Here is a 25775-nt window from a genome sequence, read left to right on the forward strand (position 1 = left end):
CATGCACATCCTGCATCGCGCCGTGCTTGCCGCCGCCTTGACGGTCGCCCTGGCCTGGCCCGGGACGGCCCCGGCCGCGACCCGCACCGCCGCGTCCCAGACGCCGGCGGGGCTTTCCTACGTCGTGCGCTACACCGGCGACGTGGCCCCGGACACACTGGAGCTGCTCAAGCAGGTGTCCAAGGCCGAAACCCTGATCAAGTCGCCGCCGGACTCGATCCTGCTCCTGGAGCGCCGGGCCGAGGAGGACAAAGCCGCCTTCGCCAAGGTCTTCCAGTCCGACGGCTACTTCGCCGCCGCCATCGCCGCCTCGGTGGACCAGGCCGCGACCCCGGCCGTGCTGACCTACGCCATTACGCCCGGGCCGCGCTTCACTCTGCGCCGCGTGACCCTTTCCCCAAAGGACGCCGCCCTGCCCACGCCCGAGGCCATCGGCCTCACCGTGCCGTCGCCCTTTTCCGCCAAGGCCGTGGTGGACGCCGAGGCCCAGATCACGACCCTCCTGCGCCGCCAGGGCCATCCCTACGCCAAGGTGGCGGACCGCAAGGTCACGGCCGACTTCGACGGCCACGACGTGACCGTGGCCTGGGAGGTCGACGCCGGCCCCAAGGCGGCCTTTGGCCCGCCGCGCTTTTCCGGCCTGACCTCGGTCAAGGAAGGCTACCTGGCCGGGCTCACGCCCTGGACCGAGGGCGCGCCCTACGACGCCGACCTGGTGGAGAAGTACCGCAAGAAGCTCGTGTCCCTGGACCTCTTTACCCTGGTCCAGGTCGAGCCCGCGCCCGAGCCCGGTCCGGACGGCCGCGTGGCCATGGTCGTGACCGTGGCCGAGCGCAAGCACCGCACCGTCAAGGGCGGCGTGGACTACCGGACCGACGAGGGACCCGGAGCCAACCTCGGCTGGGAGCACCGCAACCTCTTCGGCGGCGGCGAAAAGCTCTCCCTGTCCGCCGGGGCCTCGGCCATCGAGCAGGTCGGCCAGGCCTCCTTCGAGAAGCCGGACTTCATCACGCCCAAGGAACTCTTCAAAGCCAGCGCCAAGGTGGCCAACGAGAACAAGAAGGCCTACGAGGGCCAGAACGTCCAGGCCACGGGCTCGGTGCGCCGCCAGTTTTCGGACGCCTTCTCGGCCGCCGCCGGCCTCGGCTACCGGGCCTCGCGCATCATCAAGGACCAGTCGCGCCCCTGGGAGGACGACAAGCGCTACGGCTTCGTGTTCGTGCCCGTGGAAGCGGGCTACGACACGCGAAACGACGTGCTCGACCCCCAGAAGGGCCTGCTGGCCAGCGCCTCGGCCGCGCCCTACTGGGGCACCCTGGCCGGCGGCCCCAACTTCGTACGTCCGGAATTCTCCCTGGCCAACTACCTGAAAATCATGGACAAGCCGGGCGTGGTCCTGGCCACCCGGGTGAGCGGCGGCGCCAACGTCGGGGCCGACCGCGACGACGTGTCCCCGGACCTGCGCTACTACGCCGGCGGCGCCGGCTCCATCAGGGGCTATCCCTACCAGACCGTGGGGCCGCTTCGGGGCAAGACGCCCGTGGGCGGCGGCTCGGTCTTCACCTTCTCCTCGGAACTGCGCCTGCGCATCACCGAACTCATCGGCATCGTCCCCTTCCTCGACGGCGGCACGGCCTACGAAAACCCGCTGCCGCCGTACAACCAGCCCCTGCTGCTCGGCGCGGGCCTGGGAGTGCGCGTGTACACGCCCGTGGGGCCGGTGCGCCTGGACGTGGCCACGCCCGTGACGCCGCGCAAGGACATCGACGACATTGCCCAATTCTACTTCAGCATCGGACAATCCTTCTAGGCCGGCCTCCCCCCCCGGGCGGCCGCGTCCCCGGCCGGCGCGCCGCTTGGCGCGGCTGGCCGCGTTGTGTCTGGCCGGCCTGGCCGGCCTCGTGCTGCTGGTCCTGGCCGCCCTCCTCACCCCGGCCGGGCTTCGCGGCGCGGCCTTTCTCGCCGAGCAGGCCATCCACGCCGCCTCGGGCATGACCGCCACCATCCGCGACGTCTCCGGCGTGCTGCCCTTTTCCCTGCGCCTGGGCCGCTTCGCCCTGGCCGACCAGGACGGCATCTGGCTGGTGGTCAGCGACGCCCGCCTCGCCTGGTCGCCCTCGGCCCTGCTGCGCGGCCGGGTGCTGATCGACGAGGCCACGGCCGACGTGGTGCGCCTGCGCCGCGCCCCGGAGATCCCCCCGTCCGCCGGGCCGCCCCAGGCCGTGGAATGGCCGCCGCGCTTTCCGCGCCTGCCGGCCCTCCTCGTCGACCGCCTGGCCGTCAACCGCCTGATCCTCGACGCGCCCGTGGCCGGGCAGGACGCGGTCATCGCCGTCACGGGCCGGCTGGCCGAATCCGGCAACGGCGTGGTGGCCCTGGCGCTCGAGGCCACGCGCCTGGACGGCGAGAAGCCCCTGGCCCTGCGCCTGGGCGGGGCGCTCGACTACGCCGCCTGGAAGCTCTCGGCCAAAGCCACGCTCTCCGACGCCCCGGGGGGACTGCTGTCCTCGGCCCTGTCCGGCCCCGGGGGGGGCGGGGCGCTCACCGTGCAGCTGGCCGGCGACGGTCCCCTGTCCGCCTGGAAGGGACGGCTTTCGGGCGAGCTGTCCGGCAAGAAATTCCTCCACGCCGCCATCGGACTGGCCGTGCCCCTGGACAAGGCGGCCACGGCCTCCTTTTCCCTGGACGCGGGTCTGGTGCCGCCGGCCGGGCTTCTGCCCGCCCCCCTGGCCGCCGTGGCGGGCGAAAGCCCGGCCTGCCGCCTGGCCGGCCGCTTCGGCATCCTGTCCGGGGAGTTCTTCCTGGACGACGCCACCCTGACCACGGCCGCCGGCGTCGTCACGGCCACGGCCCACCTGCCCCCGGACGGCAAGGCGCTTGCCGCCGCGGCCACCGTGCGCGTGCCCCAGGCGTCGCTGCTCGACCCGTCCCTGTCCGGCGCGGTCACGGCCGAGGCCAATGTCTCGGGCAGCCTGGAGCAGCCGGCGCTGTCCCTGCGACTTCGCGCCGCCGATTTCGCGGCCGGCCCGGCGCGGCTGGCCTCGGCCGACGTCACGGCCACGGCCGGCCTTTCCGCCCCGGCCGCGGGCGATTTCCCCGGCGCAAGCCTCACGCTCTCGGGCGACGTCGCCGGCCTTTCCGGCCCCGACGGCACGACGCTGCTTGGCGACGCCCTGCGCCTGTCCCTGGAGGCCGCCGTGGACCGCCAGGGCGTGCTCACCGCCAAATCCCTTTCCATCGTCGGCCAGGGCGGCAAGATCGCCCTGACCGACGTGCGCCTGGCCGGCGGGCGCGCCTCGGGCGACGCCGCCGTGAGCGTGGCCGACGTGGCCGGCGCGGCCTCCCGGGCCGGGCTGCGCCTGTCCGGCGGGTTCTCGCTTTCGGCCGCCGTGACCGCCGACGCCGCCGGCCGGGGCCAGGCCGCCTTGCGGGCGGAGCTCTCCCGCCTGGCCGGCCCGGCTGCGCCGGCCGACGACGCCTTGAGCGCCGTGCTGGCCGCCCTGGCCGGCCCCGCTCCCCGCCTGACCGCCGCCGTGGATTTCTCGGCCGACGGCCTGCGGGCGCGCGACCTGACCTTCGACGGCAAGGGCGCGAGCCTGACCGGAACCGGGACCATCAATGCCGCCGGAATCCTGTCCGCCAAGGCCGCCCTCAAGGCCCCGGACCTGTCCGTTCTCGAACACGCCCTGGGCCAGCGCTGCGCCGGGGCCGTGGACCTGGATGTGGAATTTTCGGGCAAGGCCGTCGCGCCACGTCTGACGGTCAAGGGCAACGCCCAGAAGCTGGCCGTCGGCGAACTGGCCCTGGCCGGGGCGACCCTGGAAGGCGCGGCCGACGACGCCTTCGGCGCGCCCTCGGGCCGTCTCGCCCTCACCGCCCGCCGCGAGGGCGAGACGGCCAGGCTGGAGACGGCCTTCGCCCTGTCCGGCGACCGCCTGACCGTCAAGGACCTGCGCCTGGCCGCGCCCGACGCCGCCTTTTCCGGCGAGGCCGCGATTTCCCTGGGCAGCGGCCGCGTGACCGGCAAACTCTCGGGCAACGCCGCCAACCTGGCCGGCCTTGGCCGGTTCACGGGCCAGCGTCTGGCCGGCGCGTTGCGCCTGACCGCCACGGCCGAGGCCGGCCGCGACGGCCAGAGCCTGACCGCCGACGTGGGGGCGACCAATCTCGCCCTGCCGGGGCTCACGGCCGCTCGCCTCACCGTGGCGGCCAACCTCGGCGACGTCACGGGCAATCCGCGCGGCAAGGCCTCCGTCGCCGGCTCCGGCCTCGCGGCCGGGGGCGTGGCGCTCTCGAGCCTGTCCCTGACCGCCTCGGGCGACGGCCGGGCCCTGACGGCCAGCGCCGAGGCCAAGGGAACCATCCCCGGCGGCAAGCCGCTGGAGGCCGCGGCCAAGGCGTCGCTGGCCGCCTCGGGCAAGGGTCGCACGGTCACGGTCTCCGCCCTTTCCGGCAGCCTCGACGGACGCCGCTTCAACCTGACCGCGCCGGCCGCCCTGGGTTTCGGCCCCGACACGACCAGCCTCACCGGCCTGTCCCTGGCCTTCGACAAGGCCCGCCTGGAGGCCTCGGCCAGCCTCGGCCCGCGCGGAGTCTCGGGCAAGGCCACGGTGGGCTCCTTTCCCCTGCCGCTGCTCGCCGCCTTCGGCGCGCCGGGCATGGGCGGCACGGGCACGGCCACGGCCACGCTTTCCGGCTCCCTGGCCAAGCCCGAGCTCACGGCCGAGGCCCGTCTGGACGGCCTGAGCCTGGCCGCCGAGAAGGCCAAAAACCTCACGACCCTGGCCGTGCGGGCCGAGCTCGCCGCCGGCGGCGGCAAGGCGACGCTCAAGGCCGGCGTCTCGCCCACGGGCAAAAAGGAGGCCGTGACCGTGGAGGCCTCCGTGCCGTTGCGACTTTCCCTGTCGCCCTTCGCCTGCGACCTGCCCTCGGGCGGCGCGCTTTCCGGCCGCGTCGCCGCGGACAGCGACCTGACCCAGATGGCCGCGCTGCTGGCCCAGGCGAACACCCGCATCGACGGCCGGCTGACGGCCGACCTGCGCCTTGGCGGCACGCTCGCCGCGCCGTCGCTTTCGGGCTCTTTGGCCCTGGCCGCCAAGAAGCTGGAAAACGCCGACGCGGGGCTGGTGCTGCACAACGTGCTGCTTCGCGCCGACGCATCGAGCGGCGTGCTGACCGTGACCCAGGGCTCGGGCCAGGACGGCCGGGGCGGCAGCTTCACGCTCACCGGCCAGGTCGGCGTGTCCGATCTGGTCAACGGTCCGGTGGACCTGGCGCTGAAACTCACACGCCTGCGCGTGGCCGGCCTGGACCTGGCCACGGCCACGGCCGACGGCACGCTTGGCGTCACCGGCACCCTGTCGCGCATGCGGGCCGCCGGGAAGATCGTCCTGGGGCCGGCGGACATCAACCTGCCCACTTCCCTGCCGCCCGAGGTCACGGTCATCCCCGTCACCCTGGTCAACGACCCGAGCGCGCCGAAGAAAAAGGGCAAGGCCGCCCCGCCGGCGGCGGCGCGCCACATCGACCTGGATTTGACCGTGGCCCTGGGACAGGCCGTGTACGTGCGGGGGCTCGGGCTCGAATCGCGCTGGGCCGGCGAGGTCAAGGTCACGGGCACGGCCGCCGCGCCCCGGGTGGTGGGCCGCTATTTCGTGGAGAAAGGCCAGGTGGAGCTTTTCGGCAGCAACCTCGAAATCAGCAAGGGCGAGATCGTCTTCCACGGCGAGACGCCGCCGGCCCCCACCTTCGACATCCTGGCCCAGCATACCGCCAACGACATCACGGCCGGCGTGGCCATCACCGGCGACGCGACCAATCCCTCCATCAGCCTGGTCTCCCAGCCGACGCTGCCCCACGACGAAATCCTCTCGCGCATCCTGTTCGGGCAAAGCGCCTCGACCCTGTCCCCGATCCAGGCGGCCCAACTGGCCCAGGCCGCGGCCTCCCTCTACGCCGGCGGCACGCCGACGAGCATCCTGGCCCGCACGCGGCGCATCCTGGGCCTCGACCAGCTCACCCTGGTCTCGGGCGGGGGCAAGGGCGGCATCGGCTCCACGGTGCTTAAAGCCGGCAAGGAGATCGTCAAGGGCGTGACCGTGGGCGTGGAACAGGGCATGGGCGCGCAGACCGGGGCCGTGTCCGTGGAGGTGCAGGTCACCCCCAACATCACCATCGACAGCCGGGTCGGGGCCAACAACAAGCAGGGCGTGGGCGTCAACTGGAAGTGGGACTACTAGCCGGCCTCTCCCGGGGAGTCGGCGGCGTGCTCAAAGGGCGGGCGGCTTTTGAACGGGTTGCGGACGGGCGGGGCGCGGCCGGGGGAAGACGGGCCCTTCCCCCGGCGCAAACGGGGCGCGCGCCCCGCAGACGGACTATTGACCGGACTTGCGCTGCTGCTCGAGCTGCTTCTTGAGGCCCTCGCCGTACTTGCGGGACTGGACGATGATCTCGTCCACCTTGTCGCCGCGCACCTGCATGAGTGCGATGCGGTAGGCTCCGTCGATGGGGATCATGGCGTTTTTCGAATCCGCGTACAGGGCGTTCATGGCCGCGACGACCCGGTCGGGGTCCATGCCGGCGTAGGTGTTGAAGCAGTCGCGGAAACGGTTCTCGACGTCCTGGGGCTTGGCGTCCTTCTGGAACGAGCTCAGGTCGCTGCAGATGGCCCGAGCGGCCGTGGCCAGCCCGAACAGGAAGGCGTGCTTCTCCTTCTCCGTGTAACTGGTCCAGGCATGGGCGAAGGTGCCCGTGCCGGCGGCGGGAGCGGCGGCCAGGGCCGGACCCCGGAAGATCACGAACACGAACAGGACGGCGAGCAGCAGAGCCTTTTTGGACATGACGGCGTTCTCCTTGGGATGGAAGCGGGCGACGGGCGCGCCCGGCGGACATGCGCGCCTTCTACGCCATGGCGCGGCGACCGGCAAGCCCGGCCCCTTGACAAGGAGCCCGCCCCCGGGCTTTGTGGGAGGCGGCTCGTACAACCCCGCCAAAGGAGCGCCCCATGCACAGCCGTCTCACGGCCCTGCTCGTCCTGATCCTCGTCCTTGCCCTGGCCGGCCCGGCCGCCGCCGCCAAGGCCCCGTCGGAAATCGCCGGCATCGCCCTCGGCGCGGACGCCGACAGCCTGCGCGACCGCCTGGACCTCTCCCGCATGGCCCCGCTGTGGGACCGCCCGTGGCTCATCCGGGTCAACCTCAAGCCCACCAAAGGCTTCGACGCCGGCTACGTGATCCTCGGCGGCTGCGCCACCACCAACCGGGTGGAGCGGGTGCGCCTCAAGTACAAGGACGGCTCCCTGGCCCTTTTCAACAAGCTGGCCAAGGAACTCACCGCCCGCTACGGCGTGCCCACGCCCCAGCCCGGCGGCAAGGACGGCAAGTACAAGGGCCTGCGCTGGCTTTTCGGCACGAGCAAGACCGGCGGCACGGACCTGCTGCTCGAGCACTTCGAAAAGGGCAGCGGCGAGGATCCGGCCGGCAACGTGATCCGCATCACGGACAACGGGGCCCTCAACCAGGAGCGCGACTGCTACGAGAGCATGGTGCGCGGCGTGCCCGAACCCCAGCCGGCCTTTCCGCTCTTCGAGATCGACGAGACCTGGCTTTTGCCGAAATAGCAAGGCGACGCCATGGTTTTCGGCCACCTCGCGGCGGGCTCGCTCGGCAATCGTTTTCTTTTTCGCCGGGCGGGCCTGTCGTTTTGTCTCGTCGCCGCCTTCGGACCGGACTGGATCGACAAGCCCCTCAAGCTCTTCTTCGGCCTGCCCGGGCACGGCATCGCCCACAGCCTGATCGGCGCGGCGCTGTTCCTTGCCGCCTTCGCCTGGGCCTGCCGCCGCCTTGCCCTGCCGGCGAGCTGGCCGTGGGTGGCCGCCTTCTTCTGGGGGCTGCATTTCGCCTGCGACCTGGTCAAGCCGGCGGTCCTTTTCTGGCCGCTGCTCGGCCCTTTTCCCGTCTATGCCGGGACCACGGCCGAGGCGGCCTGGAACTTCTACTCCTCGCGCCCCCTTTCCGGCCTGGCCTGGTGCGACCTGGCCCTGGTCGCCCTGGCCGCGGCGGTCCGGCCGGTCGACGCCTGGCCCCGTCCGGCCGTTGTTTCCGACCGTTCCCGGCCCTGACCGCCGGCGCGGTCCGACCGTGTCTTTTCACGCCGCTTCATTGACACAAAACCGTGATCCGGCCTATCATTTTGGCCGCTTGCGGACGCGTCGCCCGCCTGGGCATCTGCCTGCGCGTCCGGACACGACACGAACCATCCCAGGAGGACGCGCATATGGCGGTGACCATCGGCATCAACGGATTCGGCCGCATCGGCCGGTACCTGACCAGGCTTGCGGCCGACGACCCCGAGATCACCCTGACGGCCATCAACGCCCGGGCCGACAACGCCCAGCTTGCCCACCTGCTCAAGTACGACTCCGTGCACGGCCGCTTCGCCGGCACGGCCGTGCCCACGGACGAGGGCCTGCTCATAAACGGCAAGCCCGTGAAGATCACCCGCCACGGCGGCGGCGAATGGCGCTGGAACGAGTCCGGCTGCGACTACGTGGTCGAGACCACGGGCAAGTTCGTGGACCGCGAGTCCTGCGAGAAGCACATGGCCGCCGGCGCGAAGAAGGTCATCATCAGCGCGCCCGGGAAAAACGAGGACGTCACCATCGTCATGGGCGTCAACGACCACGAGCTTAGCGCCGGGCACAAGATCATCTCCAACGCCTCCTGCACCACCAACTGCCTGGCCCCCATCGCCAAGGCCCTAAACGACGCCTTCGGCATCAAGCATGGCCTGATGACCACCATCCACTCCTACACCATGAGCCAGCGCATCCTGGACGGCTCCCACAAGGACTGGCGGCGCGCCCGGGCCTGCGCCCTGTCCATGATCCCCACCACCACGGGCGCGGCCCGGGCCGTGACCAAGGTCATCCCGGCGCTGACCGGCCGCCTGGACGGCATGTCCATCCGCGTGCCCACGCCCAACGTCTCGGTGGTGGACTTCACCTGCGAGCTGGAAAAATCCACGGACACCGCCGGCATGCTGGAGGTGCTGCGGGCCGCCTCGGGCGACAACCTGGGGTTCACCGACGAGCCGCTGGTTTCCATCGACTTCGTGGGCGACACCCACGGCGGCGTGGTGGACGCCAAGGCCTCACAGGTCCTGGACGGCACCATGGCCAAGATCCTGGCCTGGTACGACAACGAGGCCGGCTTCACCAACCAGCTCGTGCGCCTGATCAAGAAGGTGGCCGCCCTCTAGGCCGCCGCCCCTGCCCGCGTCTCTATCGCCGCCCGCCGTGCCTTGCGCCCGGCGGGCGGCTTGTTTTTTGGAGGCCCGGCAGGCCGTTCCCCTCTAAAGCATCCGGCCGTCCGGTCGATAGGGTGTAGGCAGGGGCCAGTCCGGCCCCGCCAAACCAGGACGAGGATTCGGCCATGACCGCTCCAGAGACGCCGCAGACGCTTTTCCGCTCGCCGCTCATCGTCACCGCCAGCGAAGGCCATGCCCGCATCGACCGCGACTTCTTCAAGCGCGCCCGCATGTTCGCCGCGCGTCACGCCGCGACCGGAACCGAGGCCCTGGCCCTGGCCCGGCGGGGCGAGGCGGATGTCATCTTCTGCGACGCCGCCCTGCCCGACATGGACGGCCGGACCTTCGTGGCCGCCCTGCGCGCCGATCCCGCCCTGGCCCATATCCCGGTCATCCTGGCCATGACCGACGTGCGCCGCGACGACGTGCTCTCGGCCGTGAAGCTCGGCGCGGCCGGCCTGTGCCTGCGCCCCTATTCCGAGGACACCTTCCGCAAGCACCTGTCCATGGCCTCCCACATGGCCCGGTTCGTTGCCGCCGAAAAGGCGGCCCTGGCCCGGGCGGCGCGGCAGGAAGCCGCCGGCGACGCGGACGGAGCCCTGGAGGCCTACGAGGCCGTGACCCGCCGGCCCGACGACGCGCCGCGCTTCTTTGAGGAGGGCATGGCCGCCCTGGCCGCCCGGGACGTGGAGCGGGCCATCCTGGCCTTCCACAAGGCGCTGTCCGTCAACGCCCTGTTCGTGGAGGCCTATCTCGGCCTGGCCCGGGCCTGGAAGACCAAGGGCAGCACCCGCCAGTACCGCCACTACATGAAGGAGGCGGCCTCGGCCTGCGCCAGGGCCAACCGGTTCGTGGAGCTGCGCGACCAGTTCGTGACGCTCCTTCGCGACGACGAGGCCGGGTTCAACCCCTTCCTGGCCCTTGGCAACGAACTCGTGCGCGAACGGCACTACACCGCCTCCATCGCGCTCTTCCGCCACGCCCTGGAGCTGGCCCCGAAAAACGCCGACATCTACCTGGGCCTCTCCAAAGCCTACCATTTCCTGCGCCGGCCGGACCTGGCCCGGCGGGCCGCCAGCAAGAGCGTGGCCCTAAACGACCGCAACGAGGAAGCGCGCAACATCCACCGCCGCCTCTCCGGCGCGCCCCGGCCCGGGGACATCGCTCCCATGGAGGAGGCGGCCCGGGACGCCGAGGCCCCCCGCTATCCCCTGGTGCTGCGCGGCATGCTCTACCTGGCCGGCCTGGCGGCCGAGACCCTGGTGCGGCCGCGCAAGGCCGCCCGCGCTGCCTGACGCCCTCCGTGGCGGTCCGGCCGTCCTGGCCGAAAAGCAATACCCCGGAATCCTTTGTCCTTTACTTGCTGCGATCCTGCCCTATGTTATCCGGAACAAGGCGCGAGGCCTTGGCGACAGTTCCGTAATGCCGCCAAGGATTGCCTCGCCGCCTGAAATGCGGCATAAGAACGGACAAGGACGCAACGCGTCCGAGGAGGAAGAGCCATGTCCGACGCCGTCACACCAGCCGGACACGTCGAAGCGTCTCCCTCCGGCCATATTGAGGCCCTGCCCCCCGGGCGTTTCGAAGCGCTGCCCCCAGGCCGCTTCGAGGCCCTCCCTCCCGGCTCGGTGACGCCTTCGCCGGCGGGAGCCGTGCAGACGCCCCCGGCCGGGCATGTGGAAGTGCCCCTCGGCGGCCATGTGGAGCCCGTGCCGGCCGGCGTGATCCAAACGGTCCCGGCCGGCGTTTTGGAGGTCGCCCAGGGCGGCATCGTCAACATCCGGCTCTAGCGCCGCCGGCCTTATCGGGCGGCGCGCGACCGGGCTACCCGAAGTACGCCATGCAACACGCCCTTTCCCTACGCGCAGGCCTCGTCGCCTGCCTGGCCGCCCTGCTCCTGGCGGGCGGCATCGTCGGATGCAGCGCCAAGATCACCCAGGACCCCGGCCAGATGCTGGCCGACAAGGTCAAAACCAACCAGAACGCCTACCTGCGCTACTCCCAGGCCGAGGAGGAAGCCCGCCGCGACGGCAACGCCGAGGCCGCGGACCACTACCGCCAGGCCAAGGAGGCGGCGCTGGCGGACTTCCAGCGCTACGACCAGGAACTGGCCCAGTACAAGACCGCGCACCATACGAGCCTGTCCCAATAGGCCCGCCGCGCGCCTCCTCTCTCGCTGCCCGTCGGCCGCCGCGCCGGCCGACGGGCCTCCGGTCCGGTCTTTCGACGGTCGCCGGTCCATGGCGACGGGGTTCGCCGCTCCGGCTCCCTTCGGAGGGGAAACGCCCGGCCCGACCAGGCCAGCGGATAGAATGAAAAAGCCGCCGCACGCCCCCTGCAACCGGCCGTCGGATGACGCCGTGCCTCCCTGACGGAATCCGGCGCCACCGCGATGCGGCCTGCCTTCCTCCCGCGCCCGACCCCGGCGCTGTTCGCCGCCGGCCTTCTCCCGCTCCTTGCCGCCCCGGCCCTGGAAAACGTCGTCGCGACCAGTGCCGCGCCCTTTGCCCTCCCGGCCCAGGCTGCGACGCCCCCGGCCCCGCGCCTGCGCCTGCCTTCCGGGCCATGGCCCGCCCTGGTCGCGCCAAAGAAAAGGCCGTCTCCTCGCGGAGACGGCCTTCGTCGTTGCAGCGGACCCCGGGGCGCTAGGCCTTGGCCGCGGCCTGGCCGGGCACGGCCGGAGCCTTGGGACGGGGAGTCAGGCCCGAGCCCAGGTCGAGCAGGATGGGACTGGCCACGAAGATCGAGGAATAGGTGCCGGCCAGGATGCCGATGAGCATGGCCAGGGCGAAGTCGTGGATGACCGGGCCGCCGAGAAAATACAGGCAGGTCACGGTGATGAGCGTGGTGCCGGCGGTCAGGATGGTGCGCGAGAGGGTTTCGTTGACGCTCTGGTTGATGAGGTCCGCGAAGGGCATGTTCTGCTTGCCCGCCCCGCGCAGGTGCTCCCGGATGCGGTCATAAATGATGATGGTGTCATTGAGGGAGTAGCCGAGGATGGTCAGCAGCGCGGCCACGATGGTCAGGTCGAATTCCTTGTCGAGCAGGGAAAAGATGGCCACCGTGACCAGGATGTCGTGCAGGTCTGCCACCACCGCGCCGAGAGCGTACTTGAGCCGCATGACGAAGCACAGGACCAGGGTGATGACCATGGCCGCCACGATCATCCAGACCGTGGACGCGCCCGCGAGCTTGAGCAGGTAGATGCCGCCGGAAAGCCCGGCCGCCATGATGGCCGCCGCCATCCAGCGATGCTCGAACCGGCCCGAGATGTAGATGGCGATAAGCAGCACCGAATAGAAGATGGCTTCGAGGGCCTTGCCGCGCAGGTCCGCCCCGACCTTGGGGCCGACCATTTCCAGCCGCTGCACGGAATAGCCGGAATCCGGCAGGTTCTTGGCCAGGGCCGCCTCCACCCCGGCGCGCACGGTCTCCTGGTTGACCTCGTGGTCCGAGGCCCGGATGAGGAACTCGTTGGCGTCGTCCTGGCCGTAGCGCTGGACGACCACGTTTTGCAGGCCCACCTCGTCCACGGCGCTGGCGATCGTCTTGACGTCGATGACCTTGGCGAAGCGGACCTGGATGGACAGGCCGCCGGAGAAGTCCACGCCGAAGCGCGGCCCGCCCTTGACGGCCAGGGAAATGAGCCCGGCCAGGACGAGAGCCCCGGACAGCAGGTAGGCCAGCTTGCGGTACTTGAGAAAATTGATGTTGGTGCCGGGCTTGATCAGCTCGAGGACCATCGTCTCCCCCTCTGGGTTGGTGCGGCGGCGGCATCGCGCCGTACGACTGGCGGGGCAGGTCGCCGCCGCGCGGAAATGGCCCCGCACCTTCCGCCAAAGGCGCGGGCCTTGTCAAGGCCGGAGGACCGGCCCCCGTCCGCGGCGACGGGGGCGGCCTATCGGAAATACTTGAGAAACGGGCTCTGGGGCGTGAGCACCAGCCGCGACTTGTGTCCGAGGGCCTTCTGGTAGGCTTCGAGGCTGCGGGTGAAGGAGAAGAACTCCGGCGCCTTGGACACGGCCTCGGCCCAGACGACCGCCGCCTCGGCGTCGCCCGCGCCGCGCAGCACCTCGGCCTGCCTTTCGGCCTCGGCCAGGAGCACGGCCCGATCCTTGTCCGCCCCGGACTTGATCTTCTCCATCTCCTCCCAGCCCTCGGACCGGTAGAGCTTGGCCTGCCGCTCGCGTTCGGCCCGCATGCGGCCGTAGATGGCCTGGGCGTTTTCCGGCGGCAGGTCGGTGCGCTTGATGCGCACGTCCACCACCTCGATGCCGTAGGGCTTGAGTATCTGTGTGGACTTCTGCGTCACCTCGCCCATGATGGCGGCGCGCTTCTGGGAGACCACGTCCTGGAGGGTATACTGGCCGAGGGCCACGCGCAACTCGGCGTAGATGATGTCGTCGAGCCTGGCGTGGGCCCGGCCCACCGTGCGCAGGGTGCGGTAGAACAGCAGTGGGTCGACGATGCGCCAGCGGGCGTAGTTGTCCACCACCAGGTTCTTCTTGTCCAGGGTGAGGATCTCGGCCGTCTTGGCGTCGTAGGCGAGCAGCCTGGCGTCGAAGTAGACGACGTTCTGGATGAACGGAATCTTGGCGTGCAGGCCCGGGCCCTTGGCGTCGCCGGTCGGCTTGCCGAGCTGGAGCACGATGGCCTTTTCGGTCTGGTCCACCACGTACACGGTCTGGGCGGCGGTCACCAGGCCCAGGAAGGCCACGGCGGCGGCGATGATGACGGAACTTTTCATGACCGGCCTCCCTTGGCCTTGGCCGGTTCGGCCTTGGCCGGCTCGGGACGGGCGGCGGCGGGATCGGCCGCGCCCGGCGCGGGGGGAAGCTGGGAAAGCGGCAGGTAGGGCACGGCCTGGCGCGCCGCCGCGTCGTCGAGGATGGTCTTTTCGAGATCGGGGCTCGAAAACAGGTTCTCCATGGCCTCGATATAGAGCCGCTCCCGGGTGACGTCCTTGGCCTTGTCGTACTCGGCGCGCAGGGCCGAGAAGCGGTCCGCGCCGCCCTTGGCCCGGCGGATGGTCTGTTCGCGGTAGGCCGTGGCCTCGTTTAAAATGGCCGCGGCCCGGCCCCGGGCCTTGGGCAGGATGTCGTTGGCGTAGGCGTCGGCCTCGTTGATGAGGCGGCTTTTGTCCTCGCGGGCGCTGGCCACGTCCTTGAAGGCGTCCACGACCTCCTTGGGCGGGTGCACGTCCTGGAGCTGCACGGCCAGCACGTCGACGCCGCTGTCGTAGCGGTTGAGCATCTCCTGGAGCAGGACCTTGGTGTCGGTCTGCACCTTGAGCTTGCCCGAGGTCAGCACGGAATCGATCTTGGCGTCGCCCATGACCTCGCGCAAGGCGGCCTCGGCGGCGCTTTTGACCGTCTCGTCGGGGTGGTCGATGCGAAAGAGGTAGTCCACGGGGTTGCCGATCTGGTACTGGACGATGAATTGGGCGTCCACGATGTTCTCGTCGCCCGTAAGCATGAGGGATTCCTCGGGCACGGGTCGGTTCTGCATGGAGGCCCCGTCGCGGCTGGTCACGGAGCGGAAGCCGATCTCCACCCGGCGCACCTGGGAAACCTTCGGGGTCTTTACGGTTTCGACGGGAAACGGTAAGTGGTAATGCGGCCCCGGACCGGTGGAATAGGCGTAGGCTCCGAAGCGTTGGACCACGCCGGCCTCGTCGGGTTCCACGATGTAGATGCCGCTGGCCAGCCACACGAGGACCACGGCCAGGAGCACGATTTTCGGCCCGCCCGGCAGCCGGCCCTTGAGGGATGTCAGTTTCTTGCCCAGGTCCTCGCCGACGCGGCCGGGGTCCGGAAGCGGCGACCCCTGACGGCGTTTTTGCTCCGAGAGCTTTTCCCAATCCCAGTTCATTTCAGGCGGCATAGGAGAGATGCGGGGGAAGGTCAAGGGAAGCGCCCGCCGGCCGCCGGAACCAAATCCTCTTTGGAGAACGATGCATGAAGCCAGTATCGCCGGGCGTTTTCCGGGCCTACGACATCCGGGGCGTGGTGGACGTCGACTTCGATCCCGACTGGGTGGAGCGGCTCGGCCGGGCGGCCGGGACGTATTTTCTGCGCCAGGGATATTCCCAGGCCGTGGTCGGCCACGACTGCCGCTTAAGCTCCCCCGAGTACCAGGCGCGCCTGGCTGTGGGCCTGGCCTCCTGCGGCATCGACGTGGTGTGCCTGGGCATGGTGCCCACGCCCGTTTTCTACTACGGCGTCAAGGCCCTGGCCCGAAAGGCCGGGGTCATGGTCACGGCCAGCCACAATCCGCCGGAATTCAACGGCTTCAAGGTCTGGTGCGGCGAGACCACCATCCACACCGGCGCCATCCGCGAACTCTACGACATCATGGCCGCAGGCGATTTCGCCTCGGGCACGGGCATCGTGTGCGAGCACGACATCAAGCCCTCCTACGTGGAGCACCTGGCCGACCAGATGGTGGTGCCGCGCGCGGTCAAGGTCGTGGTGGACGGCGGCAACGGGGCCGGCGGGCTCATCTGCGCCGAGGCGCTGCGCCAGTGCGGGGCGCAGGTCGTGCCGCTTTACTGCGAGCCCGACGGCCGGTTCCCCAACCACCATCCCGATCCGGTGGTGCTGGAGAACGTGGCCGCCCTGGCCGCCCGGGTCGTGGCCGAGGGCGCGGACTTCGGCGTGGGCCTCGACGGCGACGCCGACCGCATCGGCGTCGTGGACGCCTCGGGCCGGCTCATGTACGGCGATCAGGTCCTGGCCATCTACGCCCGCTCGGTCCTGGCGACGCATCCCGGAGCCACGGTCATCGGCGAGGTCAAGTGCAGCCACCTGCTCTACAAGGACATCGCCGCCCACGGCGGCGAGCCCGTCATGGCGGCCACGGGGCATTCGCTCATCAAATCCCGCATGCGCGAGACCGGCGCGATCCTCGCTGGCGAGATGAGCGGCCACATGTTCTTCGCCGACCGCTACTTCGGCTTCGACGACGGCATCTACGCCGCCGCCCGGCTGGCCGAGATCGTGGCCGCCTCGGGCACGCCGCTGGGCGAGATGCTGGCCGACTGGCCGGCCACGGTCAACACCCCGGAAATCCGCATGGACTGCCCGGACGCCGTGAAGTTCGCGGTGGTGGAGCGGGCGCGCAATTTTTTCAAGGGCCGCCATGACGTCCTCGACGTGGACGGAGTGCGGCTGACCTTCCCCGACGGCTGGGGGCTGCTGCGCGCCTCCAACACCCAGCCCGTGCTGGTGCTGCGCTTCGAGGCCGAGACGCCGGAGCGCCTTGCGGAAATCCGCCGCATGATCGAGGAGCCGGTGGCCGGCTGGATTGCGGAGCTTTCGGCGTAAGCCGTTTCCGTCCGCCAGGCCCGGTTGGACCGCACGCGCAAGGAGAAAGAGAATGCACACGCTTGCCGCCACGTTCGCCTGTCTGGCCGTGCTTTGCAGCGCCGGCCCGGCCCTGGCCCAGACCTACCATCCCAACCCGGCCCTGGGCGAGTTGCTCTCCAAGACGCTCTACATCGTCCAGCCGACCAACCCCGGCGGCAAGAACATCCTGGACAACAGCTGCATCTACAAGGACAGCTTTTCCTTAAGCCCCTCCAAGCCGGTCCTCGAGCAGTGCGACGCGGCCCGGGGCACGGCCGAGTTCGTGGCCAAGTACGGCCGCCCCGACGCCACCGCCCCGGCCCCGGGCGACAAGACGCTGCTCGAGTACTTCCTGCTTTTCAACGACAACAGCTACCACGTGAAGATGTTCGTGGGCTGCGCCGACGGCAAGACCGAGACCTTCGCCATGGTCGAGTGCAAGGTGGAAAAAAACCGCGCCAAGCCCGGCCCGCCCAAGGACAAGAAGCCGTTCTGGAAGCAGATTTCGCCGTTTTAACCTGCCGACGCGCCAGGCGGACCGCCTGACCGCGCCCCGATTTGCCCCCTCCCGCGTTCCGGGATATAGGACGGGAAAACCGTCCCCCGGATACGACCGCATGCGCAGACTGAAGTGGCTTCTCCTCCTGGCCGTCGCCGCCGGGGCCGGGCTTTACGCCTGGACGCAATTCCATAAGACCGTCGAACCGCCCCGCGTGCTGGCCACGGCGGAAGCCAGGATCGGCGAGGTCCGCAAGGTCCTGGAAGCCACGGGCATCATCAAGGCCCAGGTCGGAGCCATCGTCAAGATCGGCGCGCGCGCCACGGGCACCATCAAGGAAATGAACGTCAAGGTCGGCGACGAGGTCCGCACGGGCCAGCTCATCGCCGTCATCGACGACCGGGAACTGCGGGCCCAGCTCGACGAGGCCGAGGCCAAGCTCGCCCGGGCCACGGCCGAACTGGCGCAGGTCGAAGCCGTTTACCCCAAGCGCATCGCCGAGGCCGAGGCCGAGGAACGCCTGTCCAAGGCCAAGAGCGAATACGCCGCAAGCAACCTCAAGCGCCAGGAAGAGCTCTACGGCAAGTCGCTCATCGCCAAGGACGTCCTCGACGCCGCCCGCCGTGACGCCCTGGTCGGCCAAAACGAGGTCCTGGCCCGCCAGGCCTCCCTGGTGCGGGTGCAGACCGAATTCGAAAAGGAGCGCTTCAAGGCCCAGAAGGCCAAGGAAGAGGCCGAGGCGGTCATCGAGTCGGCCAAGACCAAGATCTCCTACACCCGCATCGTCAGCCCCATTGACGGCGTGGTGGCCCTGGTCGCCTCCCAGGCCGGCGAGACCGTGGTGGCCGGGCTGCAGGTGGCCAACCTCATCACCGTGCTCGACCCGACAAGGCTCGAGATGTGGATCTACGTGGACGAGACGGACGTGGGGCAGGTGCGGCCGGGTCTGCCCGTGGAGTTCCGGGTGGACGCCCAGCCCGGGGCCGTGTTCAAGGGCAGCGTGGACCAGATCTACCCCCAGCCGGAAATCCGCGACAACATCGTCTACTACCAGGCGCTGGTGCGCCTCGACCCCAGGGAATCCGCCCGGCTGCGGCCGGAGATGACCACCCAGTGCCAGATCGTGGTCCAGGAGAAAAAGGACGTGCTCGTCATCCCCAACGCCGCCCTCAAGTGGATCGGCGACCGGCAGGTGGTCTTCGCCGTGGCCGGGGACGGGACCGTGCGCGAGGTGCGGCCCAGGCTCGGCCTGGAGGGGCTCAACGAGACCGAAGTGATCGAGGGGCTTTCCCCGGGCGAGCCGGTGGCCACGCAGATCGTGCTGCCGGGGCTGGCCGCGCCGGTCATCAACGCCCCCAAGCCCAACAGGCCGTCCAGCCGATGACGGCGCATAAGGAAGCCGCAGGTCGCCCCGCCCCGGGGCAGGCGCTGATCGAACTGGCCGACGTCGGCCGGACCTACGTCATGGCCGAAACGACCCATGCCGTGCTCGCCGGGGTCACGCTCTCCATCGCCGCCGGGGAGTTCGCCGCCGTCATGGGGCCGTCTGGCTCGGGCAAATCCACCCTGCTCCACATCCTGGGCCTGCTCGACCGGCCGACCTCGGGCAGCTACCGCCTGGCCGGGCGCGATACGGGGGAGCTTTCCGACGACGACCTGTCGCGGCTTCGCAACCGGGCCATCGGCTTCGTCTTCCAGAGCTTCTACCTGGTGCCCTACGCCACGGCGCTGGACAACGTGCTGCTCCCGGGCCTTTACAGCGACATGCCGGGCTCGGTCCTGCGCCGGCGCGGCGAGGAGCTGCTGGCCCAGGTGGGTCTGACCGCCCAGGCCGGGCACAAGCCCTCCCAGCTTTCGGGCGGCCAGCAGCAGCGCGTGGCCCTGGCCCGGGCGCTCATCAACGACCCGGACCTGATCCTGGCCGACGAGCCCACGGGCCAGCTCGACTCGGCCACCAGCGCCGAGATCATGGGGCTGCTCGCCACGGTCAACCGCGAGGCCGGCAAAACGGTCATCGTCGTCACCCACGACCAGTCCACGGCCGCCTACGCGCGCCGGCAGATCCTCGTCCATGACGGCCGCGTGGCGAAATCCTAGCCGCGCCCTGCGCACCCTCTGGCGCATCCAGCGCATGGCCGTGCTGGCCCTTTGCGCCCACAAGGCCCGGAGCCTTTTCGTCGTGGCCGCCGTGGCCATGGGCGTGGCGGCGCTGACGGTCATCGTGGCCTCGGTGGACGGAGCCCGGCGCAAGGCCCTGGAGATCGTCGAATTCTTCGGCCCGGACGCGGTCATGGTCCTTGGCGGCGACATCGAGAACAGGCCCGTGGGCCAGCGCGTCTACACCCTGACCTGGGCCGACGCCCGGGCCGTGGCCCGGTCCCTGCCCGGGGCCTACGCCGTGCTGCCCATGCGCTCGATCCGCAACATCACCCTCAGGTACGGCAACCAGAACCACGAATCGCCGGTGGTGGTCGGGGCCACGGAGAACTACGCCAGTACCTGGAACTGGCCCCTGGCCGAGGGCCGCGACCTGTCCGAGGAGGACGTGGCGCACGGGGCCAAGGTGGCGCTTATCGGCGACGAGCCGGCCAGACAGCTTTTCGGCGACGCCTCGCCCCTTGGCCGCACCATACTGGTCAAGAACCTGCCCGTGCAGATCGTCGGCCGGCTGGCCTACCGCGGGCTTTCCGGCGGCGGCTCGGACGTGACCATCGACGACCGCATCATCATGCCCATCACCACCCTGACCCAGCGCTTCAACCTGGACCGCAAGTACTTCCGGGGGCTTCGCGTCAAGTTCCACGACCCGGACCTCATCGACGTCCACAAGGACAACCTGCGCGCCCTGCTGCGCCACCTGCACAAGCTCGGCCCTACCGAGCCCGACGACTTCACCATCCTCTCGGCCAGCGAGATACTCAAATTCCTCACGGCCTTCACCGGCGGGCTGGTGGCGTTTCTGGGCGTCACGGCCGGAGTGGCCATCGTGGTCGGCGGCTTCGTGCTGGCCAACCTGATGTTTTTGAGCGTCAGCGAGCGCAAGACGGAAATCGGCCTGCGCAAGGCCGTGGGCGCGAGCGGCGCGGCCATCGCCGCCCAGTTCCTGTCCGAGGCCCTGTACCTGACCGTGGCCGGGGCGTTTTGCGGGGTGGGGCTCGGGGTGGCCCTGGGCGAGTCGCTTTCGCGCCTGGGGCTTTTGCAGTTGCGCCTGTCGCCCAAGGTCTTCGTGCTCTCGCTTGTCGCCGCCCTGTCCATCGCCCTGGTCTTCGGCCTCAAGCCCGCCCGCAAGGCCGCGGCCATGGACCCCATCGAGGCCCTGCGCGGCGGCGGGGACTAGCCACGGGAAACAGGGCCGTCCCCGGCTGAAAAAAGGCCGCGCCCGCTCGGGGGAACGTGAGCGGGCGCGGCGGGAACCGGGGGAAGGCGACGCGACTCCCCGGAGGGAGCGTCAGGCCAGCAGCCTGGCGGCGTCGTCGACGATGGAGGCGATGGCGAGCCGGCGCGGGCAGGCCGCCTCGGCCTTGGAGAAATCCAGGGAACCGGGGTCACGGCGCAGGGCCTCGGGGAGGCTGGCGAAAAGCTCCCGGGCGATGGCCGTCTCGCCGTAGTCGCGGTGGTACATCATGGCCCGCATCACGTCGGCCACGGGCACGGCCCCGCCCATGGCCGTGCCGCAGATGTCGGCGCAGCCGGCGCAGTAGTCGCCGTGGGTGGCGTCGGCAAAGACGCGAAGGGCCTCGAAGTCCTCCCGGGCCAGGCTCGTGGCGTCGCGGGCGGCGGCCACGTTGGCCGAGAGGATGGTGAGGTTGGGCATCTGGGAGCAGACCGAGGCGATGTCCGGGTTCTGCCAGATGGCCTTGAGCTTGGCCTGCTTGTCGGTGAAGCCCTTCTCCAGGAAGCGGCCGGCCATGTCCAGCTCGGCCTGGGAGTCGGTCTTGACCGGGCCGCCGCCCTGGGTCTTCATGGCCACCAGACCGATGCCGGCCTTGACGCAGGCGGACACGGCGTCGCGCATCTTCTGCTCGTGCATGAGCCGGAAGTTGTAGGAGATCATCACGGCGTCGATCCAATCGAGCTTGGCCGCGCCGAGCAGGCAGTCCTCCATGTTCGAGTGGGTGCTGAAGCCGAAGAACTTGATCTTGCCGGCCTTCTTCTTGGCCGCCGCCCAGTCGCGCATCTGGCCGTCCACCTCGGCGATGCCCGAGATGCCGTGGACGTAGAAGAGGTCCACGTAGTCGGTCTTGAGGCGCGACAGCGCCGCGTCCAGGCGCTCGTCGAACTTGCCGCCCTTGGGCACGAGCTTGGTGGTCAGGACGATCTGCTTGCGCGCCTCGGGGTTGCGGGAGAAAAAGCGCCCGAAGCCCTCCTCGGACATGCCGTTGCCGTAGGCCTCGGCCGTGTCCCAGAAGTTGACGCCCCAGCCCAGGGCCTGCTTGAGCAGGAGCTGGTTGTTGATGGTGTCGAACATGCCGCCGAGGTCGAGGATGGACACCTCGAGCCCGGTCTTGCCGAGCTTGCGCCGGGGCATGGGGCCCGGGGCGGCCTTTTCCGGCTCACCGGCGGCATAGGCCTGCCCGGCCACGCCCATGCCGGCCACGGCCAGCCCGCCGAGCCCCAGGGTCTTCATCACATCGCGCCGGGTGAGCCCGGCCTTTTTTTCCGCCGCCATCGCCGTCCTCCTTGGCGCGCCGGCAAGCCGGCCTTGCGCCTTTCAGGGTGCGTATCCGTCACATCCCGTCGGCCGCCGGCGTCGCGTCCTCGACAAAGCGCATCCTTTTTCGAGGACGCGACGCCGGCGGCCGACGGAAATTCGTCAGGCCAGCATCCGGCCCGGGCCGGAACGCGATTCGTTCTCGCTCGTCACGCGTATGGCCCGAAGCCCCGAAACCGGGCATTCGTGCTCGCACATGCCGCAGCCCACGCACCGGGTCGGGTCCACGTGGGGCTGCTGGAGCCGCACCACGATCTCGGCCCGCCTGCCCTGGCCCAGGTCCGGCAGGGGCTTTTCCAGGGCGAGGTTCGCGCCGGAATGCGACACGATGCGCCGGGCCGTGTCGTCGGACAGGCCCGCCCCGCGCAGGAAATAGTCGCCACTGCCCAGGTTTCTGCCCGTGACCGGCGCGCCGGCGAGCGTCAGCGCCGCGCCCTTGGCGTCGCTCACGGACACGGCCCCGCCCGGCACGGGCTCGAGCACGGTGCCCACGGTGATGGCCTTGGGGCTCACCGGGCAGACCTCCTGGCAGACGATGCACGGCCGGCCCATGGCCCAGGGCAGGCAGCGGGTGCGGTCCACGAAGGCCGTGCCCAGGCGCAGGGGGCCGGCGGCGGCGTACTGCCCGCGCCCGAGCTTTTCGTCCAGGGGGAAGGGCCGGATGGCGGCCGTGGGGCAGACCTGCCCGCAGGCGATGCAGTTTTGCAGGCACCCGGCCCTTCCCAGGCGGTAATTGAGCGTCGGCGTCCACAGCCCGGCCGCGCCGGCCGCGGTCACGGCCGGCTGGATCACGGCCGAGGGACACACGCGCATGCACTGGCCGCAGCGGATGCAACGGGCCAGGAAACGTTCCTCGTCCAGGGAGCCCGGCGGGCGAATCAGCGCCGGGTCGCGGCCCAGGGCGCTCGCTCCGCCCACCCGCCACAGCGGCGCAGCCAGGGCCCCGGCGGCCAGGGCGGCCAGGACCCCGCGCCGGGACAGGTCGGGCAGAGCCCGCTCGCCGCAGGCCGAGGGCCGGGCGGCAAAGCCGATGCGGCCCGTGGGGCAGGCGTCCAGGCAGTTCATGCACAGCACGCATTCGCTAAGGACAAGCTCGCCCGAGGGCCGGCAGCCGCCCTCGCAGTATTCCTCGCAGCGCCGGCAGGTGCCGCAGGCCTTCGCGTCGGCCTTGCCGATGCGCCAGGGCGTGAAACGTACCGCCAAGCCGAAGAGCGCCCCGAGCGGACAGAGGTAGCGGCAGAAGAACCGGGGCCGCCAGGCGTTGGCGCACAGGATGGCCAGCAGGATCAGGCCGAACACCCAAGCCCCGTCGTAGAAGCGCCCCTCGCCGTGGATGCCGAACCGGCCGGGGTCGACCAGGGGCAGCACGGCCAGGTTGACGCTGCGGAAAACCAGGGGCAGCGGGTCGAGGAGCCCGGTCTGCAGGCTGCCCAGGGCGGCCGCGCCCAAAAAGAAGGCCAGCAGCACGTACTTGACGCCCCGGGCCTTGCCCGGCGCGTTGTCCGCGACGCGCGCGGCCGTGGGCAGCCGCCGCCGCGTCAGCCAGCCGGCCAGTTGGTTGAGCGCGCCCAGCGGACAGGCGAAGCCGCAGAAGAACCGGCCGAGGAAAAAGGTCGCGGCCAGCACGAGCACCGCCCACAAAAGCGGCGCGTAGAGCGTGCGCGTGGTCAGCACGACGCCAAGCGCCGTCAGGGGATCAAGGGACAATATCCAGTTGATGGGCCAGCCCCGCAACTGCCAGAAGGCGTCGCCCACCGTGGCCACGAGGCAAAACCACAGAAAGAGCAGGACGAAGAACGCCTGGCTGATGCGTCTGGCGACGACGATGCGCATGACCTACCCCGCCGCCGGTTCGGTGTTGACGGTGACCGGATTGAGGCTCGCCACGTCGGTGGTGCCGACGCCGGCGGCCTGGGCCAGGGCCAGGTAGGGCAGGTCGGCCGGCGTCTTGCCGAGGAGGCCGACGCCCAGCGCGTCCGTGGCCACGGGATCGGCCGAAAGGTACATGACGCCGGCCTGGCGCAGGTCGGAGAGCGACCCGCCCGTGGGGCCGTTGGTCATCATGACCGTCGTGCCGTCGAGCACGCACAACGTGGGCGTAAGCATGGCCCCGAGCTCGGCGATGATGCCGTTGATGTCCTGGTGGAAGATGTTGCGCCGCCCGCCGAGGAGTCCGTAGAGGTTCTTGAGCGACATGGAGGCCACGGCCCGCTGGTGGTCCTTGACCGGGGCCAGGGTGATGACCTTGGTCACGCCGGCGAAGGCCCCGGAGAAGACGGGCCAGTCCTTGAGCAGCCGGCCGTGCGGCAGGCTCAGCGGGGAAAAAAGGGCCGGGCGCGGCAGCACGAGCCGCGCCCCGGTCGCCCGGGCCGCGTCGGCCAGACCGGCCACCTCGAAACAGCTCTCGGGATTGTTGATGGGATTGTCGGCCACGAGCACCCGCGACGCCCCGGCCTCGCGGCAGGCCGTGGCCACGGCGGCCAGGAGCTCCGGGCTCGTGGTCGCGCCGAGCACGGCCGGCGCGGCGAAGGCGGCGTTGACCTTGAGCAGCACCGTGTCGCCCCGGGCGACGAAGGCCGCCATGCCGCCGAGCGCCGCCACGCCGGCCGTAAACATGGCCGCCCGGTCCGTGCCGTGCACCTCGGCCAGCCGGGGCTTGCCGGCTATGGGCGCGGGCACGGCGAAATCGCCGAGCGTGGCCAGGGCCCTGGCGTTTTCCATGGCGGCCGGGCCGACGGCGTCGCGAAGCGACAGCCCGATGCCGCCCACGGCCGCGGCCGCCACGCCCGCGCCGGCCAGGCGCCACAGGAAGGCGCGGCGGGAGAGCGCCTCGGGCCGCGCCTTTTGCGCGGCCGGGGCCGGATCATGATCCTTCATTTCACAGCGTCCTTGAGGCCGGCCGCCAGTGCGGCGGCCAGCTCCAGGGCAGCCTCGCGGCTGACGGCGTCATGGACGCCGGCCACGTAGCCGCCGCTTGTCCAGATGATTTCGAACGAGCCCGGCGCGGCGAGCAGGACCGCGCCCTGGGGCAGGCCCTGGGCCTGCTGGGGGGCGTAGCCGTTCTCGGCCAGGAAGCCGGCGAAGGCCTTGGCGTCGGCCGCGGCCGCCTCGGGCGTGTCGCGCTGGGCCAGGAAGGCCGTGGCCGCGCCCGAGGGCATGGCGTAGTCGGCCGTGTAGACGTTGGAGAACCCGGCCAGGCCCATGGCGTCCGAGGCGGCCAGGCGCAGGCTGGCCGCGTCCAGGCCGGCGGCCGGAAACAGGGTCTTGGGATCGGGCGCGGCCCCGGCCCCGTCCGCGGCCGGCTCCGCCGCCGGCAGCCGCCCCGCCAGGTCCCTGGCCGCCTGGGCCAGGGCGTCCAGGGTGGCCGCGTCGGCCCGGTCGGCGGAAAGCTCGGCGTAATGGTTGCCTTTGTTGAAATAGAGGGCGTTTTGCGTGGCGTAGGCGTCGGGGGAGACGTCGCTTGGCGTCGCGCCGGGCCGGCGCTGGGCGCTTAAAACCGCGTAGGCGTCCCGGGGCGAGGCCTGGGCGTAGAGGTAGACGTCCAGGTGCGCGCCGGAGGGCAGGCTGAAGCCGCGCACGGACATCTCCTGAAAGTTGGCCGCCAGGTAGAGTTCGGCCTTGCCGTCGATGCGGTCGGAGAGCGTCTCGGGGTCGTAGCTTTCCACGGGTCCGCCCGGCGTGGCCCCGGCCAGGGATTCGAGAAAGGCCGCCGTCTCGAAGACGCGCCCGTCGGCCGAGGCGACCGGCGCGGCGGCGGGCGGCGGCGGGCTCGTCGCCACGACCACGGCCGGGGAAAGGCGCGACTGGACGGCCCCAAGCCAGACGATGGCGGCGGCAAGCAAGACCAGCACCGCGGAGGATGCCGCGCTCTCGGCGCGGCTCGGGCCCAGACGACGTAAAGCCATGGCCCCTC

21 protein-coding genes are annotated in these 25775 nt (G+C 70.7%); 13 read left to right on the top strand and 8 right to left on the bottom strand.

Going from position 1 to position 25775, the window contains the following annotated elements:
• The first annotated feature begins 1 nt into the window (after position 1).
• Positions 2-1810 (top strand): autotransporter assembly complex family protein, encoded by a 1809-nt coding sequence (locus Q1K70_RS06200; protein WP_300156956.1) that lies wholly within the window; start codon positions 2-4, stop codon positions 1808-1810.
• 46 nt (positions 1811-1856) lie between these two features.
• A complete protein-coding gene (locus tag Q1K70_RS06205; RefSeq protein ID WP_300156958.1) occupies positions 1857-6239 on the top strand; it encodes a translocation/assembly module TamB domain-containing protein in 4383 nt (1460 codons plus the stop codon).
• Between the two features lie 135 nt (positions 6240-6374).
• Here Q1K70_RS06205 and Q1K70_RS06210 read toward each other — a convergent pair whose 3' ends face one another.
• Positions 6375-6839 carry a hypothetical protein gene (locus Q1K70_RS06210; protein WP_300156960.1) on the bottom strand — a complete coding sequence of 155 codons (465 nt, stop codon included), beginning with the start codon at positions 6837-6839 and terminating at the stop codon, positions 6375-6377.
• A gap of 164 nt (positions 6840-7003) precedes the next feature.
• Between Q1K70_RS06210 and Q1K70_RS06215 the strand changes: the two genes are divergently transcribed.
• The 6 genes from Q1K70_RS06215 to Q1K70_RS06240 all read left to right on the top strand — a co-directional run bounded on the left by Q1K70_RS06215 (position 7004) and on the right by Q1K70_RS06240 (position 11458).
• Entirely contained in the window at positions 7004-7618 is a 615-nt protein-coding gene (locus Q1K70_RS06215; protein ID WP_300156963.1) for a hypothetical protein, read from the top strand.
• 12 nt (positions 7619-7630) lie between these two features.
• Positions 7631-8119 (top strand): hypothetical protein, encoded by a 489-nt coding sequence (locus tag Q1K70_RS06220; RefSeq protein WP_300156965.1) that lies wholly within the window; start codon positions 7631-7633, stop codon positions 8117-8119.
• Between the two features lie 155 nt (positions 8120-8274).
• Positions 8275-9258 (top strand): type I glyceraldehyde-3-phosphate dehydrogenase, encoded by a 984-nt coding sequence (gene gap, locus Q1K70_RS06225; protein WP_300156967.1) that lies wholly within the window; start codon positions 8275-8277, stop codon positions 9256-9258.
• A gap of 173 nt (positions 9259-9431) precedes the next feature.
• Positions 9432-10601 (top strand): response regulator, encoded by a 1170-nt coding sequence (locus tag Q1K70_RS06230; protein ID WP_300156969.1) that lies wholly within the window; start codon positions 9432-9434, stop codon positions 10599-10601.
• Between the two features lie 207 nt (positions 10602-10808).
• The gene (locus Q1K70_RS06235) at positions 10809-11096 is read left to right on the top strand and encodes a hypothetical protein (RefSeq protein ID WP_300156971.1); all 288 of its coding nucleotides are present in this window, start codon (positions 10809-10811) and stop codon (positions 11094-11096) included.
• Between the two features lie 50 nt (positions 11097-11146).
• Positions 11147-11458, top strand: coding sequence for a hypothetical protein (locus tag Q1K70_RS06240; RefSeq protein ID WP_300156973.1), 312 nt, complete (start codon positions 11147-11149; stop codon positions 11456-11458).
• Between the two features lie 493 nt (positions 11459-11951).
• Here Q1K70_RS06240 and secF read toward each other — a convergent pair whose 3' ends face one another.
• The 3 genes from secF to hflK form a co-directional block, all read right to left on the bottom strand.
• A complete protein-coding gene (secF, locus tag Q1K70_RS06245; RefSeq protein ID WP_300156975.1) occupies positions 11952-13049 on the bottom strand; it encodes a protein translocase subunit SecF in 1098 nt (365 codons plus the stop codon).
• A 155-nt stretch (positions 13050-13204) separates the two neighbouring features.
• A complete protein-coding gene (hflC, locus tag Q1K70_RS06250) occupies positions 13205-14053 on the bottom strand; it encodes a protease modulator HflC (RefSeq protein ID WP_300156977.1) in 849 nt (282 codons plus the stop codon).
• Positions 14050-15177, bottom strand: coding sequence for an FtsH protease activity modulator HflK (gene hflK / locus Q1K70_RS06255; RefSeq protein ID WP_300156978.1), 1128 nt, complete (start codon positions 15175-15177; stop codon positions 14050-14052). The genes hflC and hflK overlap by 4 nt, the downstream gene beginning before the upstream one ends.
• Positions 15178-15263: 86 nt before the next feature.
• Here hflK and Q1K70_RS06260 point away from each other — a divergent pair, with 86 nt between their 5' ends.
• The 5 genes from Q1K70_RS06260 to Q1K70_RS06280 all read left to right on the top strand — a co-directional run bounded on the left by Q1K70_RS06260 (position 15264) and on the right by Q1K70_RS06280 (position 20488).
• On the top strand, positions 15264-16631 hold the full coding sequence (locus Q1K70_RS06260; RefSeq protein WP_300156979.1) for a phosphomannomutase/phosphoglucomutase: 1368 nt from the start codon (positions 15264-15266) through the stop codon (positions 16629-16631).
• 52 nt (positions 16632-16683) lie between these two features.
• Positions 16684-17169 (top strand): hypothetical protein, encoded by a 486-nt coding sequence (locus tag Q1K70_RS06265; protein ID WP_300156980.1) that lies wholly within the window; start codon positions 16684-16686, stop codon positions 17167-17169.
• Positions 17170-17269: 100 nt separating this feature from the next.
• A complete protein-coding gene (locus Q1K70_RS06270) occupies positions 17270-18535 on the top strand; it encodes an efflux RND transporter periplasmic adaptor subunit (RefSeq protein ID WP_300156983.1) in 1266 nt (421 codons plus the stop codon).
• Positions 18532-19248, top strand: coding sequence for an ABC transporter ATP-binding protein (locus Q1K70_RS06275; RefSeq protein ID WP_300156985.1), 717 nt, complete (start codon positions 18532-18534; stop codon positions 19246-19248). Before Q1K70_RS06270 ends, Q1K70_RS06275 begins: the two co-directional genes overlap by 4 nt.
• Positions 19223-20488, top strand: a complete 1266-nt coding sequence (locus tag Q1K70_RS06280; RefSeq protein WP_300156987.1) for an ABC transporter permease — start codon at positions 19223-19225, stop codon at positions 20486-20488. The genes Q1K70_RS06275 and Q1K70_RS06280 overlap by 26 nt, the downstream gene beginning before the upstream one ends.
• Before the next feature lie 111 nt (positions 20489-20599).
• Here the strand turns inward: Q1K70_RS06280 and Q1K70_RS06285 are convergent, their stop codons facing one another.
• The 4 genes from Q1K70_RS06285 to Q1K70_RS06300 all read right to left on the bottom strand — a co-directional run bounded on the left by Q1K70_RS06285 (position 20600) and on the right by Q1K70_RS06300 (position 25767).
• Positions 20600-21820, bottom strand: a complete 1221-nt coding sequence (locus Q1K70_RS06285; RefSeq protein WP_300156989.1) for an aldo/keto reductase — start codon at positions 21818-21820, stop codon at positions 20600-20602.
• 144 nt (positions 21821-21964) lie between these two features.
• Positions 21965-23695 (bottom strand): 4Fe-4S binding protein, encoded by a 1731-nt coding sequence (locus Q1K70_RS06290; protein WP_300156991.1) that lies wholly within the window; start codon positions 23693-23695, stop codon positions 21965-21967.
• A gap of 3 nt (positions 23696-23698) precedes the next feature.
• Complete coding sequence (locus Q1K70_RS06295; RefSeq protein WP_300156993.1) at positions 23699-24739, bottom strand: DUF362 domain-containing protein; 1041 nt, start codon at positions 24737-24739, stop codon at positions 23699-23701.
• Complete coding sequence (locus Q1K70_RS06300) at positions 24736-25767, bottom strand: DUF6599 family protein (RefSeq protein ID WP_300156995.1); 1032 nt, start codon at positions 25765-25767, stop codon at positions 24736-24738. The genes Q1K70_RS06295 and Q1K70_RS06300 overlap by 4 nt, the downstream gene beginning before the upstream one ends.
• Positions 25768-25775 lie beyond the last annotated feature (8 nt).

It is taken from the genome of Solidesulfovibrio sp., assembly GCF_029978005.1.
Taxonomy (GTDB): Bacteria; Desulfobacterota; Desulfovibrionia; order Desulfovibrionales; family Desulfovibrionaceae; genus Solidesulfovibrio.